The sequence below is a fragment of the Streptomyces sp. NPDC004658 genome (assembly GCF_040609555.1).
In the GTDB taxonomy this organism is placed as follows: Bacteria; Actinomycetota; Actinomycetes; order Streptomycetales; family Streptomycetaceae; genus Streptomyces.
Map to the genome: position 1 here is coordinate 1 of NZ_JBEXKG010000025.1, position 16,783 is coordinate 16,783.

The 16,783-nt window shown below is 72.8% G+C and carries 15 protein-coding genes; 3 read left to right on the forward strand and 12 right to left on the reverse strand.

What is annotated here, in order from left to right; genetic code table 11:
* Positions 1-40 precede the first annotated feature (40 nt).
* From ABZV94_RS12085 to ABZV94_RS12125, 9 genes are all read right to left on the reverse strand, one after another.
* Positions 41-1,321 (reverse strand): MFS transporter, encoded by a 1,281-nt coding sequence (locus ABZV94_RS12085; RefSeq protein WP_356339922.1) that lies wholly within the window; start codon positions 1,319-1,321, stop codon positions 41-43.
* Positions 1,322-1,328: 7 nt separating this feature from the next.
* The gene (locus ABZV94_RS12090) at positions 1,329-1,742 is read right to left on the reverse strand and encodes a DUF3151 domain-containing protein (RefSeq protein WP_356339924.1); all 414 of its coding nucleotides are present in this window, start codon (positions 1,740-1,742) and stop codon (positions 1,329-1,331) included.
* A 147-nt stretch (positions 1,743-1,889) separates the two neighbouring features.
* Positions 1,890-3,344, reverse strand: a complete 1,455-nt coding sequence (locus ABZV94_RS12095; protein WP_356339926.1) for an MFS transporter — start codon at positions 3,342-3,344, stop codon at positions 1,890-1,892.
* A gap of 66 nt (positions 3,345-3,410) precedes the next feature.
* Positions 3,411-4,433 carry a class II fructose-bisphosphate aldolase gene (gene fbaA / locus ABZV94_RS12100; RefSeq protein ID WP_356339928.1) on the reverse strand — a complete coding sequence of 341 codons (1,023 nt, stop codon included), beginning with the start codon at positions 4,431-4,433 and terminating at the stop codon, positions 3,411-3,413.
* 144 nt (positions 4,434-4,577) lie between these two features.
* The gene (gene pyrE, locus ABZV94_RS12105; protein ID WP_356339930.1) at positions 4,578-5,126 is read right to left on the reverse strand and encodes an orotate phosphoribosyltransferase; all 549 of its coding nucleotides are present in this window, start codon (positions 5,124-5,126) and stop codon (positions 4,578-4,580) included.
* Between the two features lie 10 nt (positions 5,127-5,136).
* On the reverse strand, positions 5,137-5,925 hold the full coding sequence (locus tag ABZV94_RS12110) for an aldose 1-epimerase (RefSeq protein ID WP_356339931.1): 789 nt from the start codon (positions 5,923-5,925) through the stop codon (positions 5,137-5,139).
* A gap of 49 nt (positions 5,926-5,974) precedes the next feature.
* Positions 5,975-6,820 (reverse strand): SRPBCC family protein, encoded by an 846-nt coding sequence (locus ABZV94_RS12115; RefSeq protein ID WP_356339934.1) that lies wholly within the window; start codon positions 6,818-6,820, stop codon positions 5,975-5,977.
* A 52-nt stretch (positions 6,821-6,872) separates the two neighbouring features.
* Positions 6,873-8,507, reverse strand: coding sequence for a polyamine aminopropyltransferase (locus ABZV94_RS12120; RefSeq protein WP_356339936.1), 1,635 nt, complete (start codon positions 8,505-8,507; stop codon positions 6,873-6,875).
* 79 nt (positions 8,508-8,586) lie between these two features.
* Positions 8,587-9,123: a DUF2617 family protein gene (locus tag ABZV94_RS12125; RefSeq protein WP_356339938.1), complete on the reverse strand. Its 537-nt coding sequence runs from the start codon at positions 9,121-9,123 to the stop codon at positions 8,587-8,589.
* A gap of 837 nt (positions 9,124-9,960) precedes the next feature.
* On the opposite strand from ABZV94_RS12125, the gene ABZV94_RS12130 reads away from it, so the two are divergent.
* Entirely contained in the window at positions 9,961-11,145 is a 1,185-nt protein-coding gene (locus ABZV94_RS12130) for a pyridoxal phosphate-dependent aminotransferase (RefSeq protein ID WP_356339940.1), read from the forward strand.
* A gap of 54 nt (positions 11,146-11,199) precedes the next feature.
* Here the strand turns inward: ABZV94_RS12130 and ABZV94_RS12135 are convergent, their stop codons facing one another.
* Positions 11,200-11,730 (reverse strand): YbjN domain-containing protein, encoded by a 531-nt coding sequence (locus ABZV94_RS12135; protein ID WP_356339943.1) that lies wholly within the window; start codon positions 11,728-11,730, stop codon positions 11,200-11,202.
* 105 nt (positions 11,731-11,835) lie between these two features.
* Entirely contained in the window at positions 11,836-14,433 is a 2,598-nt protein-coding gene (clpB, locus tag ABZV94_RS12140) for an ATP-dependent chaperone ClpB (protein ID WP_356339945.1), read from the reverse strand.
* A 117-nt stretch (positions 14,434-14,550) separates the two neighbouring features.
* On the opposite strand from clpB, the gene ABZV94_RS12145 reads away from it, so the two are divergent.
* On the forward strand, positions 14,551-14,964 hold the full coding sequence (locus ABZV94_RS12145) for a TIGR03618 family F420-dependent PPOX class oxidoreductase (protein WP_356339948.1): 414 nt from the start codon (positions 14,551-14,553) through the stop codon (positions 14,962-14,964).
* Positions 14,965-15,118: 154 nt separating this feature from the next.
* On the opposite strand, the gene ABZV94_RS12150 is transcribed toward ABZV94_RS12145, so the two are convergent.
* A complete protein-coding gene (locus ABZV94_RS12150; protein WP_030648261.1) occupies positions 15,119-15,454 on the reverse strand; it encodes a hypothetical protein in 336 nt (111 codons plus the stop codon).
* A 312-nt stretch (positions 15,455-15,766) separates the two neighbouring features.
* Between ABZV94_RS12150 and ABZV94_RS12155 the strand changes: the two genes are divergently transcribed.
* On the forward strand, positions 15,767-16,777 hold the full coding sequence (locus tag ABZV94_RS12155) for a helix-turn-helix transcriptional regulator (RefSeq protein WP_356339950.1): 1,011 nt from the start codon (positions 15,767-15,769) through the stop codon (positions 16,775-16,777).
* The last annotated feature ends 6 nt before the right edge of the window (positions 16,778-16,783 follow it).

A 16,783-nucleotide genomic window follows, 5' to 3' on the forward strand; every position in this document is an offset into this window, starting at 1 on the left:
CCGCAAGCCACCCCAAACCCCCCCGACCCGGCACGCCCGATCATGCCGGGGGCCGGGCGCCCCCACCGCGGGGGCCCCCCCCGGCGGCGACCCGCGGGGCGGCCAGGCCCCGCCGCCGGCCCCCCGCCGACAGCGCGGCGCGCAGACCGAGGGCGGAGGCCAGCGCGCCGCCCAGGAGCCCGCCGGCCGGCATGCCGCCCCAGGCGAGCATCCGGTACGCGGCGGTCACCCGGCCGGTGAGCGCGTCCGGGATGCGGGCCTGCCGTTCGGAGACCGTGACCACGTTCCACACCACCACCATCAGCCCGTTGAGGGCCAGCAGGGCGGCGGCGAGCGCGGCCGGGCGGGTGACCGTGAGCAGGCCGAAGGCCGCCGCCGAGCCGGCGGCGGAACCGACCAGCAGCAACCGGCGGGGCAGCCGCCGGGCCAGCGGGGCGGCGACCAGGGAGCCGACGACGCTGCCCACGGCGCTCGCCGTCAGAAGCAGCCCGTAGCCCGCGCCGTCGAGGTGCCACTGCTGCCGGGCGAACAGGACCATGACCCCCCAGGCGGCGGCGCTGCCCATGCCCAGCAGGACCGTCGCCAGGGCGAGCACCCGGACCACCCGGTCGTCGCGCAGCCAGCGCAGTCCCTCGGCGACGCTGTGCCGCAGGGACGGGGCGCCCTGCGGCGACGACGTCCGCGGCGGGCGGAAGCGGCCCCGTACGCCCGCCAGCAGGACCACGCCCAGCAGGTAGCTGACCGCGTCGATGCCGGCCGGCAGCCAGCGTGCGACCGCGAACAGGGCGGCACCCGCGGCCGGCCCCACGAACTGGACGAGCACGGTGGAACTGCCCTGGAGGAGGCTGTTGGCACGGACCAGCGAGCCGGTCCCGGCCACGGCGGGGATCACCGCCTGCACGGAGGTGTCGAAGAAGATCTGCGCCGATCCCAGGGCGAACAGCACGACCAGCAGCAGCCAGATGTTCCCCACGCCGAGCGCCACCGCCGCCGCCAGGGCCGCCACGAGCAGCGCGCGGCAGCAGTCGGCGATCAGCAGCACCTTCCTGCGGTCCCAGCGGTCGACCAGCCCGCCCGCCGGCAGCCCCAGGAACAGCCACGGTGCCTGCATGGCGGCGGCGGCCGCGGAGACGAGCACCGGGTCACGGGTCCAGTGCGTGGCCAGCAGGGGGAACGCGCTCAGCTCCAGCCCGTCGCCGAGCCCGGAGACCGCCGCCGCGGTCCACACCAGCCAGAAGTCCCGGGACAGCCCCAGGGGCCCCGGCCTCCGCGCCCCGGCAGCGGCGTCGTGGCACGGGGCCAGGGCGGACTCGTGCGTCACGTACGGGTCAGCCCAGGGTCTGGGCCGCCGTCGGCGAGGAGTCCTTCAGGAACTGCGTGCAGCGCTCGTACTCCTCCTGCTCGCCGATCGCCTGGGCGGCGCGGGCGAGGGCGTGCAGGGCGCGCAGGAAGCCGCGGTTCGGCTCGTGCTCCCACGGCACCGGGCCGTGGCCCTTCCAGCCGTTGCGGCGCAGGGCGTCCAGACCGCGGTGGTAGCCCGTACGGGCGTAGGCGTACGACTCCACGACCGAGCCCCGCTCGAACGCGTCGTCGGCCAGCTGGGCCCAGGCGAGCGAGGAGGTGGGGTACTTGGCGGCGACGTCCGCCGGCGCGGTGCCGTTCGCCAGGGCCTCGCGGGGCGCCGGGTCGTCGGGGAGGTGGGTGGGGGGCGGGCCGCCGAGCAGGTTCTCGTGAATCGTCATGACCTCAGTTTCGCGCATCGCGCGACGAGCCCGAACGAGCGCCCCGCAGGGGCGCGGGGAACTGCGCGACCAGCCCCCCCACCGGGCCCCAGCCGAAGAACCACGCCACCAGCCCCCACGGGTCGCGGTCGGAGAGCCACCCGGCGCTCACCCCGGCCGGTCGGCCTCCAACGGCGGAGCCGTCACGCTGCCGTGGGTCCGGCACTCCGGCCGCCGGCACCCCGGCGCCGGCCGGCGGACCAGGGCGAAGGCGAGCGCCCCGCCCAGCACCAGCACCCCGGCGCAGATCGGCATCGCCCGGTCGAACGCCGCGTCGAACGCCGTGGGCGACCGGTACGCCTCCGGACCCATCCCCGCCAGCAGCGGCAGCGCGGCCACCGCCAGCAGCCCCGCCGCGCGCGCCGCCGCGTTGTTGATGCCGCTGGCCAGGCCCGCCCGGGCGGTGTCGACGGAGGCGAGGACCGTGGCCGTCAGGGGCGCGACCAGGATGACCATGCCGGCGCCCATCACCAGCAGGGCCGGGAGCACGTCGGTCAGGTAGTCCGCCCCCTTGCCCACCCGCAGCATCAGCAGCATCGCCACCGCGCACAGCAGCGGGCCCACCGTCAGCGGCAGGCGCGGCCCGGTGCGGTCGGCCAGCGCGCCCGAGCGGGAGGAGAACAGCAGCATCAGGGCCGTGGTGGGCAGCAGGGCGGTACCGGCGGCGAGCGGGGAGTAGCCCGCCACCACCTGGAGCTGGAGCGCGGTGAGGAAGAAGAAGCCGCCGAAGGCCGCGTACACGCACAGGGTGACGAGGTTGACCGCCGTGAACTGGCGCGAGGCGAAGATGTCCGGCGGGAGCATCGGGTCGGGCCGGTGCCGCTCGACGTGCACGAAGGCCACCGCCGCCGCGAGGCCCGCCGCCCCGGTCAGGGCCACCCCCAGGGAGCCGGCCCGCGCCTCGATCAGCGCGTACGTCAGCAGGGCCAGGGCCAGGGCGCCCAGGGCCGCGCCGAGGACGTCGAAGCGGCCGTGGGCGCGCTGATCGGCGGATTCCGGTACGTGCCGCAGCGCGATCGGCGCGCACAGCAGCGCCACGGGCACGTTGAGGAGGAACACCCAGCGCCAGCCGGGTCCGGCCACCAGCCAGCCGCCGAGGAAGGGGCCGACGGCGGCGCCGATCCCGCCGAAGCCGGACCACAGGCCGACCGCCCGGCTGCGGTCGTCGGGATGGAAGGACGCCTGGATGAGGGCGAGCGAGCCGGGGGTGAGCAGGGCCCCGCCGATGCCCTGGAGGGCGCGGGCGGCGATGAGGATTCCGGAGGTGGGGGCCAGGCCGCACAGCAGGGAGGCCGCCGCGAACCAGACGACCCCGAGGACGAAGACCTTCCGGCGGCCGTAGCGGTCGCCCAGCGAGCCGCCCAGCAGGATCAGGCCGGCCAGCGTGACCATGTACGCGTTGACCGTCCACTGCAGGGCGGAGAGGCTCGCGTCGAGGTCCCGGCCGATGCGCGGCAGGGCGACGTTGACGACGGTGGAGTCCAGCATCGCCATGCTGGAGCCCAGGACGGTGGTGAGCAGGATCCACTTGCCCTGGGAAGAGCCGAGCCGGACGTCGGGCATGCCCCCAGGTATACAGCGGGCCCGGCGGCAGGGACAGCCGCCGGGCCCGCTGGGACGCCGTACCGCTTACTTGAGCTTGTTGCCCGCCGAGCGCAGGTGCTGCGTGGCCTGGACGACACGCGCGGCCATGCCCGCCTCGGCCAGCTTGCCCCAGGTGCGCGGGTCGTAGGCCTTCTTGTTGCCGACCTCGCCGTCGACCTTCAGGACGCCGTCGTAGTTCTGGAACATGTGGCCGGCGACCGGACGGGTGAAGGCGTACTGGGTGTCCGTGTCGATGTTCATCTTGACGACGCCGTTCTCCAGCGCGGTCTGGATCTCCTGCTCGGTGGAGCCGGAGCCGCCGTGGAAGACGAAGTCGAACGGAGAGGCCTTGCCGAACTTGGCGGCGACGCCCTCGCTCAGCTCCTTCAGCAGCTCCGGGCGCAGGACGACGTTGCCCGGCTTGTACACGCCGTGCACGTTGCCGAAGGAGGCGGCCAGCAGGTAGCGGCCCTTCTCGCCCAGGCCCAGGGCCTCGGCGGTGCGGATCGCGTCGTCGACGGTGGTGTACAGCTCGTCGTTGATCTCGTGGGAGACGCCGTCCTCCTCGCCGCCGGTCGGGGTGATCTCCACCTCCAGGATGATCTTGGCGGCGCGGGCGCGCTCCAGCAGCTCCTGGGCGATGGAGAGGTTGTCGGCGAGGGTCTCGGCGGAGCCGTCCCACATGTGCGACTGGAACAGCGGGTTGCGGCCGGCCTTGACGCGCTCCTCGGAGATCGCGAGCAGCGGACGCACGTACCCGTCGAGCTTGTCCTTCGGGCAGTGGTCGGTGTGCAGGGCGATGTTGACCGGGTACTTCTCGGCGAGGACGTGCGCGTACTCGGCGAGCGCGACGGCGCCGGTCACCATGTCCTTGCTGTACTGCCCGCCGAGGAACTCGGCCCCGCCGGTCGAGATCTGGACGATGCCGTCGCTCTCCGCCTCCGCGAAGCCGCGCAGGGCCGCGTTCAGGGTCTGCGAGGACGTGACGTTGATGGCCGGGTAGGCGAACTTGCCTGCCTTCGCCCGGTCGAGCATCTCGTTGTAGACCTCGGGGGTTGCGATGGGCATCCTGTCCGCTCCTTGTGTTGCGGGTTGGCGTTCTGCGTTACGGCCCTGACCTAGACCTGGGGTGCGACGTCATCGTCGGCCCCATCTTTCCAGACCTGGGGGGCTGGGTCGGCGCCCCGGTCAAGTGCAGGTCAAACCGCCCGGTCAGTCCAGACCCAGTTCATCCTTCGAGAAGGCGAACCGGTACGGAACGCCCGCGCCGGCCTCGATCTTCTCGGCGGCACCGGTCGCCCGGTCCACGATGGTCGCGACGGCGACGACCTCGGCACCGGCCTCGCGGACGGCCTCGACGGCGGTCAGCGGGGAACCGCCGGTGGTGGAGGTGTCCTCCACCACCAGGACCCGGCGGCCCGCGATGTCCGGGCCCTCGACGCGCCGCTGGAGCCCGTGCGCCTTGGCGGCCTTGCGGACGACGAACGCGTCGAGCCTGCGACCGCGCGCGGCGGCGGCGTGCAGCATGGCGGCGGCGACCGGGTCGGCGCCCATGGTGAGCCCGCCGACCGCGTCGAACTCCAGGTCCTCGGTCAGGTCCAGCAGCACCTGGCCGACCAGCGGCGCGGCCTCGCCGTCGAGGGTGATGCGGCGCAGGTCGACGTAGTAGTCGGCCTCCAGACCGGAGGAGAGGGTCACCTTGCCGTGCACCACGGCCTTGTCCTTGATCTGCTGCAGCAGCGCGCCGCGTACGTCCGTCATGCCGACCAGCTTAGAGCCGCCGCCAGCTCCAGGTGGTCGTCGCCTCCAGCGGGTCCAGCGGGGTGACCAGGCGCGGGAGGGTGTTCAGCCCGTTCGGCGGACCGGTCTGCGGCTCCACGCAGACCGCCTCGGCCTGCTCGTCGTAGACCACCACCCACTCCTCCCGGCTCGCCACCTTCAGCTCCAGCTGTCCGGGCCAGGTGAGGGTGACGTCGACGCCGCCGGGCATGCCGAAGCAGTCGTCCCAGGGGCCGGGCCTCGGGTCGACGCGGTTGCCGGTCGGCAGGTGGTCGGCGCCGCGCTCCTCCTGCCAGGCGGGCTTGAAGTCCAGCCGGACGTCCTCGCCGCCGAGGTTGCGGTGGAACCACGGGTGCCAGCCGAGCTGCGCCGGGAAGGAGTCGTCGTACGTCTCCACGGACATCGTCAGTGTCAGCGCGTCCTCGGCGAGGGCGACGATCTGGGTGACGCGGGCGGGGTGCGGCCAGGGATCGGTCAGCTCGCAGGTGATCACCGCCTCGTTCTCCGTGACGCGGGCGGTGCGCCAGGCGCCGTCGCGCGCGGTGCCGTGGATGGCGTGCGGCGGGGAGTTGAGCGGCATCTGGCGGACGGTGCCGCCGTCCAGGAAGCGGCCGTCCCTGATCCGCCCGCACCAGGGCACCATCGGGAAGCAGCCGTAACGGGGCCCCTGCCGCAGCAGTTCCAGGGAGCCGATCCTGAGGCTGCCGAGGCGGCCGCCGTTGGCCGGGCTGACGCGTGCTTCCGCTTCGCCTGCGGTCAGCGTGATGTCTTCGTTACTCACGGGACGACAGTACTTGGGGTGGATCGGTGCCGGCCCCCGGTGCCGTCGCTCAGCGGCGTTTCCGCAGGGCTCTGCTCACGACGATCGCCGACGCCACCGCCAGTGCCGCCGCCGGTGCCGCCCAGCGCAGCGCCGATGTCGCCGTGACCGTCTGCGGCGCCGGGACCGGGGCGTAGCGGCCCCGCGGCGGGGCGTGGTCGACCTCTTCGGCGCTGCGGCCGATCATCGTGCGGCGGGCGTGCGCGGCCTCGGCGGGGGGTTCACCGGTGTCGGCGAAGTCGCCGGAGGGGCGGTCGGTGGAGGCGGTGACGATCCCGGTGTCGGCGTCCGCGCCCTCGCCGGCGCCCGTGTCGAGGTCCTCGTCCGCGTCCGGGGCCAGGGCGGACGGGGAGACCTCGGTCTCGAAGACGGAGGTGCGGGCGGGGCCGGCGGGTGGCGTGTCCTGAGTGTCGGTGTCGGTGTCGGTGCCCGCGTCGGCACCGGCGGCCAGGGACTCCAGGGCGCGGCTCAGCAGCCGGGTCGCCGCCGCGTGCACCGTCTCCGCCGGCAGTTCCGTGATCCGGCCGGTCGCGTCCGCCGTGCCCTCGGCCGTGACGGTGCAGCCGCCCTCGGCGTCCGCGAGGCGCAGGGTCAGGGCGAGCTTGACCGCGCCGGTGCCGCGGGCCTCGGTGGCGTCGCCGACGACGGCGTACGTGCCGTCCTCGCGGGCGGTCACCCGGACGGTGCCGCGGAAGGTGACGGAGTGTCCGCCCACCCGCAGCTTCAGCCGGCCGGTGATCGGTTCGGCACCGGCGTCCTGCTGCAGGCCGGGGATCGCCCGGGCCACGCGTGTCCGGTCGGCCAGTGCCGCGCCGATCCGCTCGGCCGGGGCCGGGACGAAGACCTGGTGCTCCATGTCCGTGGAGCCTACCCAGTTGTCGCCGGAACTCACCCGGTCGTGAAGCCCCTCAGTACCTCGGATGCACCAGTGTCGACACCGGCACCCCGGCCACCCGCGTCCGTGCCGCCGCCCGCGCGTCCGCCGCCAGCTCGGCCTGCGTCAGGCTCCCGGCGCGCTCGCGGCCCACGCGGAGGACGGGCGCCGCGTCCCCGCGCCTCGCGAGCAGGAACCCCCAGTCGTGCGGTGCCCGGGACGCTCCCGTCGAACGGTCGGGGCCGGCCGCGAAGGCGGAGTCGTGGCCGAGCACCCGGTAGGGCGAGGCGGCGAAGCCGGCCGCGCGCAGGGTCGCGGCGACGGTCCAGAAGGCGCGGGGCCGGGCGGTGACGGGCCCCGCGTGCACCACCAGCCGGCCGTCCGGGGCCAGGACGCGGCGGGTCAGGCCGTAGAACTCCTGGGAGTACAGCTTGGTGCTGGCCGTGATGCCGGGGTCGGGCAGGTCGCTGATCACGACGTCGTACGCCGGTCCGCGCGCCCCCCGCAGCCAGGTGAGCGCGTCGGCGGTGGTGACGCGCACGCGCGGGTCGGCGAGCGCGTGTCCGTTGGCGGCGGACAGGCCGGGATCACGGCGGGCCAGCCGTACCAGGCCGGGGTCGAGTTCGACGATGTCCACGCGGCGCACCCCGGGGTGGCGCAGCACCTCGCGGGCGGCCAGGCCGTCGCCGCCGCCGAGGATCAGTACGCGCGCGTGCGGGCCGGTCAGCGCGGGCCGGACCAGGGCCTCGTGGTAGCGGCGCTCGTCCCGCCCGCCGACCCGGAGGCGGCCGTCGAGGAAGAGGTCGAGGGGTTCGCCGTGGGTGCCGCCGGCGAGGACGACCTCCTGGACGTCGGTCTGCACGGCCACCCGGACGTCGGTGCCGTACACGGCGCGCCGGGCGGCCCGTTCGAAGTCGCCGGCGAGGGCGGCGGCGCAGGCGAGGACGCCGAGGACGACGAGGCCGGCGAGGAGCAGCGTCCAGCGGGCGCGGCGGGTGAGGTCGCGGCGGAAGAGGCCGAGGACCAGGGCGCCGCCCGCGACGACGTTGACCGTCCCCGTCAGCAGGGCGCCCGTCAGCTGGCCGAGGAACGGCAGCAGGAGGAACGGGAAGGCGAGGCCGCCGACCAGCGCCCCCACGTAGTCCGCGGCGAACAGGTCGGCCACGGCGCCGCCCGCGTCCTGCCGGCGGATGCGCTGGATCAGCTCCATCAGCAGCGGCACCTCGGCGCCGATGAGCAGGCCGATGGCGAGCGAGAAGGCGACGAGGAGGCAGCGCGGCCCGTCGGCCCACATGCCGCCCCAGCCGGCGGTCCAGGCGAAGACGGCGTACAGGGCCATGGCGCTGCACCCGCCGATCAGCGCGAGGACCGACTCGACCGCGCCGAATCCGGCCGCCGCGTGGCAGCGCAGCCGCTTGGCGCCGAGCGAGCCGATGCCCATCGCGAACACCATCACGGAGAGCACCACGGAGGCCTGGGTGACCGAGTCGCCCATCAGGTACGAGGCGAAGGCGACCAGTTCGAGTTCGTACACGAGTCCGCAGGCCGCGCAGACGAAGACGCACACGAGGACCAGGAACCGCCCGGTGCCGGGCCGGACGGGCAGCCGTGCGGGGCCTGTCCAGGAGGGCGGGGCGCCCGGGGGCGCGGGGGCGTGCGGTTCGATCACGCTGCGACGTTACGTCACTTGCTCGGCACGCTTCGTCACCCACACGTGTGGATCTGAGGACGGTTGACGCATGGCGGGTTTATGTCGCCGCGGGGTGCGCAGCCGCCGCCCGTTTCCGTGCCCCGACCCGGGTCCGGGTGGCCACCAGCTGGCCGTCCTGGGGGTAGGCGTGCCAGGTGCGCCAGTGCACCTGGCCCCCCTGGTGCTGGGCCAGCATCGCGGTGAAGGCGTGCGGGCTGCCCGGGAAGACCCCGGCGAGGCCGTGCGGATGGTCGGAGACGAGGGCCAGCAGCTCCTGGGCGCGACCCGCGAACGAGCCGGGGGTGAGCACCTCCACGCGGGCGGCGAACTCGTATTCCCAGTCGCCGACGCGCTTGGCGACGCCCAGCGGCAGCGGGGTGCTGGAGCCGGGGATGCAGGCGACCGTCTCCGAACAGCGGCCCCGCTCCTCCTCCAGGAGCACCTGGTGGGACGCGCCGAGCAGCCTCAACTGAAGTTTCGCGCCGGTGAGTTCGAGATCGAGGGTGGCCAGGGCGGGCAGCGGCTCGCGTCCCAGGGCCCAGGCGAGATCGGCGGCGCGCGTATCGGTGTAGGTGGTGTTCAGGGTCGTGAGCATGGATCGGCTCCGCTAACACGCAAGAAGAGGGGAGATCGGCCATGTCAGCCCAGCCGGCCCGGCCGGGATGGGGAGCCTGGGGGACGTCCGAGGGGCTGCGTTGGCGATTTAGAGGGAATCATGAACAGTGGCGCCGCCACAGCGTTTTTACCCAACTTCGTGGGGTTTCCATCCCTCAGAGGGCTCCACAGCTCAACTGTTCAACCACAGCGTGCGCCGGGCGCGGGAAACGGCGCGGCCGGGCGCCCGCCGGAAGGTCTCCCCCCGGCGGGCGCCCGGCCGTGTGCGGCCCGGATGCGGATCCCCCTGTTCCGGAGGCGCGGCTGCCCCGTGTCAGCTGCCCCCGCCGCATCCGCCCCCGCCGCACGACGACCCCCCGCCGCACGACGAACCCCCACCGCAGGACGAGCCCCCTCCACAGGACGAACCGCCTCCGCAGGAGTGCCCTCCGTGTCCCCCGTGCCCGCCGTGTCCCCCGTGCCCACCCGACGAGCCGGCGTCCCCACCGCCGACCCACCAGCTGTGGTGGGTCCCGCTGCCCGCGGAGGCCGACGACGCCGACGCGCGGTACGCCCGGTTCCGCCGGCGCGGGCCGCCCTTGCCGAGCTGAACCCCGGCGCGCCGGTTGCGGCGGTTACGGCCCGCCGCCGCGATGACCAGCACCACGGCCACCGCAAGGATGATGCCGACGGTCATGGCGTCACCCTCCTTCCCTTCCCCCGAAGCGGCCCCCCGTGGGCGCCTCGCCGTTGCCGCGTCCTACCGCGGTGACCGGGGGATGCCCGGCCCCGGCGGACCGCAAAGCAGAGTTGAGGAACTCCAGAGCTTGAGCGCAGGATGACCGGCATGACCTCCAGCGCACGCCCCCACCTCAACCGCCGGCTCGCCGCGTTCGGGACGACGATCTTCGCCGAGATGTCGGCGCTCGCCGTGGCCACCGGGTCGATCAACCTGGGCCAGGGCTTCCCCGACACCGACGGGCCCGAGGAGATCCGGGAGGCCGCCGTACGGGCGCTCCGCGACGGCCGCGGCAACCAGTACCCGCCCGGCCCCGGCGTCCCCGAGCTGCGCACCGCGATCGCCGCGCACCAGCTGCGCCGCTACGGCCTGTCCTACGACCCCGACACCGAGGTGCTGGTCACGGCGGGCGCGACCGAGGCCATCGCGGCCGCGCTGCTGGCGCTGGTCGAGCCGGGGGACGAGGTGGTGGCGCTGGAGCCGTACTACGACTCGTACGCGGCCTGCATCGCGATGGCGGGCGGCACCCGGGTGCCGGTCACCCTGCGCCCGCACGAGGGAAGCTTCCGGCTGGACCTGGACGAGCTGCGCGCCGCGGTCACCGACCGCACCCGGCTGCTGCTGATCAACACCCCGCACAATCCGACCGGCACGGTCCTCACGCGCGAGGAGCTGGCCGCCGTCGCCGAGCTGGCGGTGGAGCGGGACCTGCTGGTGGTGACCGACGAGGTCTACGAGCACCTGGTCTTCGACGGCGCCGAGCACCTGCCGCTCGCCACGTTCCCGGGCATGCGCGAGCGGACGGTCGGCATCGGTTCGGCCGGCAAGACGTTCTCCTTCACCGGCTGGAAGGTCGGCTGGGTGACGGCCGCACCGGAGCTGGTCGCCGCGGTCCGCGCGGTGAAGCAGTTCCTGACGTACGTCTCCTCGGGCCCCTTCCAGTACGCGGTGGCCGAGGCCCTCGCGCTGCCCGACTCCTGGTTCGAGGAGTTCCGCCGGGGCATGCTGGCGCGCCGGGAGATCCTGGCGGAGGGGCTGACGGCGGCGGGCTTCGAGGTGTTCCGGCCGGCCGGGACGTACTTCATCACCACCGACATCCGGCCCCTGGGCGAGAAGGACGGCTTCGCCTTCTGCCGCGCGCTGCCGGAGCGGGCGGGCGTGGTGGCCGTCCCGAACGCGGTCTTCTACGACGACCGGGAGGCGGGCGCGCCGTTCGTGCGGTTCGCCTTCTGCAAGCGGGAGGACGTCCTCCGCGAGGCGGCGGAGCGGCTGCGGCGCATGTGAGCGCGGGACGTCCGGCCCAGGGGCGAAGGCCCCCGGGCCGTCCGGGCCCTCCTGCTACTCGCCGTCGTCCTCGGGCTTCTCGGAGTCGTTGACCTCCTGCTCCAGGCCGAGCTGCTCGACCAGCCACTTGTCGAACTCGATCGCGGCCCGCACCCAGCTGACCGTGGAGGAGACGAAGTGGTTGATGTCGACGCCCGTGCCGATCAGCATCTGGGCCTCGCCGATGAGACGGACGGTGCCGTCGTCGTGGGTGTGGGTGTACACCTTCGGCCACAGGGTTCGGCGGTTCCAGTCGTCGATGGACTCCAGCAGCTGCGGCTTCTCGTCGATCTTGTGGGGCCGGTCGTAGAAGGTCCGCACCGAGAAGATCGCCTGTTCGGCCTCTCCCCGGAACATGAAGTAGGTGCGGAACTGCTCCCACGGCGCGGCGAGGTCACCCTCCTCGTCGACGACGTACTTCAGCTCCATCTGGTCGAGGAGCTGCTTCACCAGGTCCTGATCCGGGAGGACGGGGCCCGCCGGTCCTTGGGGCTGCGGTTCGGGCTGGCCCCCGAAGTTCGGAATCGAGGACGGGTCGATGCTCACCGTGTTTTTCCCTTCATGCGGATGCGGCCATCCTCCCACCGGCGGGTCGGGGGATGGCAACCCCCGACCCGCCGGTCAGCCCAGAGCTGACAGCCGGGGTGTCCGCTAGAGCGTCTTTCCGGTGGCGGGACCGACCAGCAGGCCCTCGCCGAAGCGGTCCACGCGGACCGTGTCGCCGTCCTTGACCTCGCCGGACAGGATCTCCTTGGCGAGCCGGTCGCCGATGGCGCTCTGCACCAGCCGGCGCAGCGGCCGGGCGCCGTAGGCCGGGTCCAGGCCCTCCTCCGCCAGCCAGGCCAGCGCCTCGGGGGTGACGTCCAGGGTGAGCTGCCGCTCGGCCAGCCGCTTGGCCAGCCGGTCGATCTGGAGCCCCGCGATCCGCTCCAGCTCGGGCTTGGTCAGCGCCGAGAAGACCACCAGGTCGTCCAGCCGGTTGAGGAACTCCGGCTTGAAGGAGGCCCGGACGACCTCCAGCACCTGCTCCTTCTTCTGCTCCTCGGTGGTCAGCGGGTCCATCAGGAAGTGGCTGCCCAGGTTGGAGGTGAGGACCAGGATGGTGTTGCGGAAGTCGACCGTCCGGCCCTGACCGTCGGTCAGGCGGCCGTCGTCCAGCACCTGGAGCAGGATGTCGAAGACCTCCGGGTGGGCCTTCTCCACCTCGTCCAGCAGGACCACGCTGTACGGGCGCCGGCGCACGGCCTCGGTGAGCTGGCCGCCCTCCTCGTAGCCGACGTACCCGGGGGGCGCGCCGACCAGCCGGGCCACGCTGTGCTTCTCGCCGTACTCCGACATGTCGATGCGGACCATGGCCCGCTCGTCGTCGAAGAGGAAGTCCGCGAGCGCCTTGGCCAGTTCGGTCTTGCCGACACCGGTCGGGCCGAGGAAGAGGAAGGACCCGGTGGGCCGGTCGGGGTCGGCGATCCCGGCCCGCGAACGGCGTACGGCGTCCGACACGGCCCGTACGGCCTCGCTCTGGCCGATCAGCCGCTTGCCGATCTCCTCCTCCATGCGCAGCAGCTTCTGCGTCTCGCCCTCCAGCAGGCGTCCGGCGGGGATGCCGGTCCAGGCGGCGACGACGTCGGCGATGTCGTCGGAGCCGACCTCCTCCTTGACCATGGTGTCCTTGGCGACCTCCTCCTCGGCGGCGGAGGCGGCCTCCAGCTCCTTCTCCAGCTGCGGGATCTCGCCGTACAGCAGCTTGGCCGCGGTGTCGAAGTCGCCGTCGCGCTGGGCGCGTTCGGCCTGGCCGCGCAGGTCGTCCAGGCGCTCCTTCAGCTCACCGACCCGGTTGAGGGACTGCTTCTCCTTCTCCCAGCGGGCGGTCAGGCCGCGCAGTTCCTCCTCCTTGTCGGCGAGGTCGCGGCGCAGCTTCTCCAGGCGGGCGACGGAGGCCGGGTCGGTCTCCTTGCTGAGGGCCAGCTCCTCCATCCGCAGCCGGTCGACGGCGCGCTGGAGCTCGTCGATCTCCACGGGCGAGGAGTCGATCTCCATGCGCAGCCGGGACGCGGCCTCGTCGACGAGGTCGATGGCCTTGTCCGGCAGGAAGCGGGAGGTGATGTACCGGTCGGACAGGGTCGCGGCGGCCACCAGCGCGGAGTCGTTGATCTGCACCTTGTGGTGGGCCTCGTAGCGGCCCTTGAGCCCGCGCAGGATCGCGATGGTGTCCTCGACGCTCGGCTCGCCGACGAAGACCTGCTGGAAGCGGCGCTCCAGCGCCGGGTCCTTCTCGATCCGCTCGCGGTACTCGTCCAGCGTGGTCGCGCCGATCATGCGCAGCTCGCCGCGCGCGAGCATCGGCTTGAGCATGTTGCCCGCGTCCATGGCGGAGTCGCCGCCGGCACCGGCGCCCACGACGGTGTGCAGCTCGTCGATGAAGGTGATGATCTGCCCGTCGGAGTCCTTGATCTCCGACAGGACGGCCTTGAGGCGCTCCTCGAACTCGCCGCGGTACTTGGCGCCGGCCACCATCGCGCCGAGGTCGAGCGCGACCAGCCGCTTGTCCTTCAGCGACTCGGGAACGTCGCCCTTGACGATGCGCTGGGCGAGCCCCTCCACCACGGCGGTCTTGCCGACGCCCGGCTCGCCGATGAGGACGGGGTTGTTCTTCGTACGACGGCTCAGCACCTGCACGACCCGCCGGATCTCCTGGTCCCGCCCGATGACCGGGTCGAGCCGGCCCTCGCGGGCGGCGGCGGTGAAGTCGGTGCCGAACTTCTCCAGGGCCTTGTACTGGCCCTCCGGGTCGGCGGTGGTCACGCGGCGTCCTCCCCTGGCCTTCTGGAAGGCCTCCTGAAGCTTCTTCGCGTCGGCGCCCTGCTCCTTGAGCACGTCCCCGGTGGCGCCGCCCTTCGCGGCGATGGCGATGAGCAGGTGCTCGGTGGACAGGTACTCGTCGCCGAGCGCCTTGGCGCGCTCGGTGGCGTCCGCGATCACGGCCAGCATCTCGCGGTTCGGCTGCGGAGGCGCGACGGTGGACCCGGTCACGCTGGGCAGACCGGCGAGGATGCGCTCGGCGCCGGCGCGTACGGCGGCCTGGTCGGCCTCCACGGCCGCGAGCAGGTCGGTGATGTTCTCGTTGTCCTGCCCCTGGAGCAGAGCCAGCAGCAGGTGAGCGGGGGTGAGATCCGGGTGCCCCTCGGTGAGGGCACGATTGCTCGCCGCGTTGATCGCGTCCCGGCTCCTGTTGGTCAGCTCGGCGTCCACGTGTGCGTTCTCCTCCTACCCGACGGTCCTGCCTCAGTCAACGTACACAAAGTTGAGTCTATTCCACTCAAGGCGGACCGTGCACGGGTCCCGGCGGTGTCGGTTAGGTTGCACGGCATGGCCTCGTACTCCCAGGACCCGGCTGCCCCGGACGAGCCGTATCTCGCCTTCTGGCGCGAACGGCATCTGTGCACCCTGACGACCCTGCGCCCCGACGGAAGCCCGCACGTGGTGCCGGTGGGGGTCACCTACGACGCCCCGGCGGGGCTGGCGCGGGTGATCACGAACAGGGCGAGCACGAAGGTGGCCCATGTGCTCGCGGCCGGGGCCGAGGGGGCCCGGGTGGCGGTGTGCCAGGTGGACGGGCGGCGCTGGGCGACGCTGGAGGGGCGGGCACGGGTGCGCGCCGAGCCGGAGCGGGTCGCGGAGGCGGAGCGGCGGTACGCGGAGCGGTACCGGCGGACGCCCTCGCCGAACCCGTCCCGGGTGGTGATCGAGATCGAGGTGGAGCGGATGCTGGGGCGCGGCTGAGCACGGCCGCAGCGCAGCCGTTTCCGGCCACCGTGGAGTACGCCCATACCCCGAAATGTCCCCGCAAACTGCAGCGGCGTCACCGTGTTCAGGTCACGGTGACGCCGCTGCGGGGGGAAGCACCTGAGCGATCTGTTACGACGGGGGAATCGCGTCAGGCACTGCGGGGGGTGGCCGAGATGGTTCGCACGTCGGACGGTGCCGGCTCGGAGAGCCGGTGGTCCCGCTGGTCCAGGTTCACAAAGATCATTCCGTACCGGATGGCACAGCGCACCGGCTGCGGCGCGCCCCGCGGCTTGCGCAGGCACCGGTACGCCCGCACGTCTCCGTCCTCGTCCCGCGTGACGACGACCGGCTCACCGAACACGGTGACCATGAGCGAGTCACCGCTGTGCGGGATGGCCGTGACCAGGTCGATGAAGTGCCAGCCGGAGCGGTAGGCGGTGGCCATTTCACGACGGAAGGAGCGGTCGTCGGGTGGAGTTGTCACGTCAGCTCCCAGCTCCGCTTGCCGTCGGCTCCGCTACCGCTGCCGCCGGCCAGACACTGTCCGCCAGCACATGCCCCTTCGGAGCCAGTGGCCAGACACTGTCGCCAGCGTCGTCACCCCTTCCGCCGGACCCTCCTACGAGAACCCCGACGGTCGCGACGGCGGCGAAGGTGGCGACAAGCACCGAGCGAAGCATTTTGTTACGCATAGTCGGCTTCGTCCTCACTTGAAGGTCCCCTCTTCCCCCGTCGGGTACGACGATGGCTCATTCGGGCACATCAACGCCACACGATCGGTGCATCATGTTCCTGCATGTTCAGGACCCTGGGGGGTGGAGATTTGGTGGCAAATCGGACTAAGGCGACACATCCCCATGCGATGACCGAGATGTGCGATGTCGGCGGACAACTTTATGCTGCCGCCCTGCGTACGGGGCGAATCGCTCGGGAAGACGTGACGCCGGCTCCCTGCCTGATGGAGTTCGCCCTCCTCCACCCTGACCCCGACGACCCGGAATGGCTGCGTCCGGTGCCGCCTGCCGTCGCCCTCGCCCAACGGCTCAATCCGATCGAGCACGAGATCACCGAACGCAGGCGGCAGTCGATCCAGTTGTCCGACGCCTTCGCCCCCTTCATGGCGCTCGGCGCCCAGATGTCGGTCTCCAGCGACTCGATCACCGTGCTGGAGGGCAGCGAGCGGATCAACGCGGCGCTGGACCTGGCCACCTCGCAGTGCCAGACCGAGATGCTCACGGTCCAGCCGAGCGGCCACCGGCCCGAGCGCAGCCTCAAGCAGGGACTGGGACGCGACCGGCCGCTGATCGAACGCGGGGTGCGCATCAGGACGCTCTACCCGCACACCGCCCGGTACAGCTCGGAGCGGCTGGATTACGCCGCCCGGCTCTCCGACGGCAAGGTCGAGCAGCGCACCATCGACGGCCTGGTCGAACGGCTCATCATCTGTGACCAGACCGTCGCCTTCATCCCGACCCGTGACGACCAGAAGGTCGCCCTGGAAATCCGTCAACCTGGCCTCGTCAGCTACCTCATCAAGGTCTTCGAGTTCATGTGGGACCACGCCGTGCCCCTGAGCGCAGGCAGCCCCTACGAAACCGCCCCCGACGGCATCACCGAGATCCAGCACTCCATCGCCAAGCTCCTGGTCGAAGGACACGTGGACGAAGCCATCGCCCGCCGGCTCGGCATGAACGTCCGGACCTGCCGAGCCCACATCGCCAAACTCGCCCAGGCCCTCGGCAGCGGCAGCCGCGCCCAGCTCGGCTACCTCATCGCCCAGTCGGGCATCCTGGACCGGGATCACTGAGGCGGC

Coding starts and splice junctions, on each gene's coding strand:
- ABZV94_RS12155 (WP_356339950.1), top strand. CDS start 15,767: ATGTTCAGGACCCTGGGGGGTGGAGATTTGGTGGCAAATCGGACTAAG.
- pyrE (WP_356339930.1), bottom strand. CDS start 5,126: ATGACGGACGTACGCGGCGCGCTGCTGCAGCAGATCAAGGACAAGGCC.
- ABZV94_RS12090 (WP_356339924.1), bottom strand. CDS start 1,742: ATGACGATTCACGAGAACCTGCTCGGCGGCCCGCCCCCCACCCACCTC.
- ABZV94_RS12130 (WP_356339940.1), top strand. CDS start 9,961: ATGACCGGCATGACCTCCAGCGCACGCCCCCACCTCAACCGCCGGCTC.
- fbaA (WP_356339928.1), bottom strand. CDS start 4,433: ATGCCCATCGCAACCCCCGAGGTCTACAACGAGATGCTCGACCGGGCG.
- ABZV94_RS12145 (WP_356339948.1), top strand. CDS start 14,551: ATGGCCTCGTACTCCCAGGACCCGGCTGCCCCGGACGAGCCGTATCTC.
- ABZV94_RS12095 (WP_356339926.1), bottom strand. CDS start 3,344: ATGCCCGACGTCCGGCTCGGCTCTTCCCAGGGCAAGTGGATCCTGCTC.
- ABZV94_RS12115 (WP_356339934.1), bottom strand. CDS start 6,820: ATGGAGCACCAGGTCTTCGTCCCGGCCCCGGCCGAGCGGATCGGCGCG.
- ABZV94_RS12125 (WP_356339938.1), bottom strand. CDS start 9,123: ATGCTCACGACCCTGAACACCACCTACACCGATACGCGCGCCGCCGAT.